Source organism: Desulfosarcina sp. (assembly GCF_041551955.1).
GTDB lineage: Bacteria > Desulfobacterota > Desulfobacteria > Desulfobacterales > Desulfosarcinaceae > Desulfosarcina.
Window position 1 is genome coordinate 1 of record NZ_JBFELV010000619.1, and the last position, 1,870, is coordinate 1,870.

Annotated in this window: 2 protein-coding genes; both read right to left on the reverse strand. The window is 55.2% G+C overall.

All coding sequences use genetic code 11. The features are described from left to right. On the reverse strand, positions 1–1,484 hold a 1,484-nt coding region (locus ABYV26_RS24910), incomplete at its 3' end, for a TraC family protein (protein WP_372684043.1). A 5-nt stretch (positions 1,485–1,489) separates the two neighbouring features. Next, on the reverse strand, positions 1,490–1,870 hold a 381-nt coding region (locus ABYV26_RS24915; RefSeq protein WP_372684044.1), incomplete at its 5' end, for a TraV family lipoprotein.

The following is a 1,870-nucleotide window of genomic DNA, read 5'->3' on the forward strand; positions in this document are numbered from 1 at the left end:
ATCCTGGTCAGTTTTTCGTAGCTGCGGCCCAGATCGAAGATCCGGATCAAGCCTCCATTGGAATAGATCTCGTTGAGCAGATAGTTCATCAGGTAGGATTTACCCGCCCCGGTGGTGGCGGCCACCACCGCGTTGTTGTTGGTCGATCCTTCGTTGAACATTCCGTAGGAGACCACTTGCCCTTTGCGGCCTAAAAAAAGGGCCGTGGGCTGGCCGGAACCGGTAAAATCGCCCTGGATCGGCAACAGCCGCAAGGCGGTTTCAGCGGGCATGATTTTGTCGCGGTCCATAAAATCGACGTTGGTGCTGATGTTGTAAAGACCCAGGGGCATTGAGGCGATCAACAGCGGCGTTAAAATTCCCATATCCTCCTGGAGCACGAACCCGCCCCCCTGGGAATGCCAGATCCGACTGATCTGGGCGCAGTTGTTATCGACTTCCTCTTTTGAACGGCCGACATTCCAGATGATGGGGGTGACCCGCACAAACAGGTTGCCGCTGATCAATTCCTTGGCGGCCCAGCGGTACTCGGCTTCCCGTTCGTTCTCTTTCTGGCCGCGCACGCCCCTTTTTTCCTGGCGCATCATCAATTCGGTTTTGGAGCGGATGCGCCTGGACAGCTCACCGAAGACAACATTGACCGTGACCCAAAACGGGCAGGTAATCTGGTTGGTATCGTCATTGGCCCCCATGATACCGCCCATGATGCGGTTCATGACAAGGGGTTCGATCTCACCGATGGGCCACCCCTTGACGGTCTGGGCTTTGAGGTATTTGGAATCGGATCCACCTGTGATTTCCACATGGGTGAATTTGGCATCGATCACACCGGCGCGGATGATTTGTTTGCGAATCTCCAGGTCCGGGTCGTAATGGACCGCCTGGGTGTTGGATCGGACATTGAGCATCCTGGATAGAAGGCCAATAAGGCCGTCAGGATCGAGGGGGAGGGGGTTCAAACCGGACCCCTTGAGGGCTTCGGCCACCGACAGGGCGGCAAATTCAAACTTGTCGCTCAGTTCACCGCCCGGCGGGAATTTGAGGCTCACCAACAGGCGAAAATTGCGCACGGGAATGTTGTTGGTGCTCTTTAATCCGAACTCGGCGCCGGATAGGTGGCAGAGCATGTTGTCGGTGAGGGTGTCCAAAAAGGGATTATGGCGGGTTTTAAGGGCCTGGTAATGGGCGAAAAGGCCATCGCAATCCGGATCGGCGTACATCATGAACTGCAGGACGCTTCCATAAGGAATCCCGCTATGGATACAACCCTTGAGGGTGTCAAAGACATCCGTGCCGGCGTAAACCAACGGGGTGCACTCCCACACATAGCCGAAGGTGTCGTCGACACTATGGTAGGCTTTGCTATGGCGATCCCAGGCCTGGTAGGGCAGGTACACCGAGAGTTTATCCCGATCCACCAGGCGTCTGAAACGCTGGGCGTTCAGGGCGTCGCCCACGCCCAATATTTTATCCAGTAGCAGCATGGTTATTACTCGATGATGTTTAAGATCCAGCGGGGTTTGTCGCTTTCGAAAAATACATAGCGATGGCTGTAAAAGCGATCCTCGCGGTCATATCCTAAAATCAGGACCCGCATGAGCTTGGCGGATATCCGCACAGGCGTTATGGGCTGTTTCACCAGCCCGGCGATCTCCTGATAGAGTTCCTGTTTGTAAACCGAATCACCTTCTATCGGGATAGGGGCGTTCTCATTCGTTTGGGGTCGATCCTTGATGAGGGGCGAATCGTGCCGGGGGTCGATTTTTTGGGCTTCGCTATTTTTTGGATCGGCCTTGGATCTCCGGTAGGCCGTCTCCATGGAGACGCAATCGCCATTATAGGGATCCGGGCAGTCGCTGGAGGCATCATA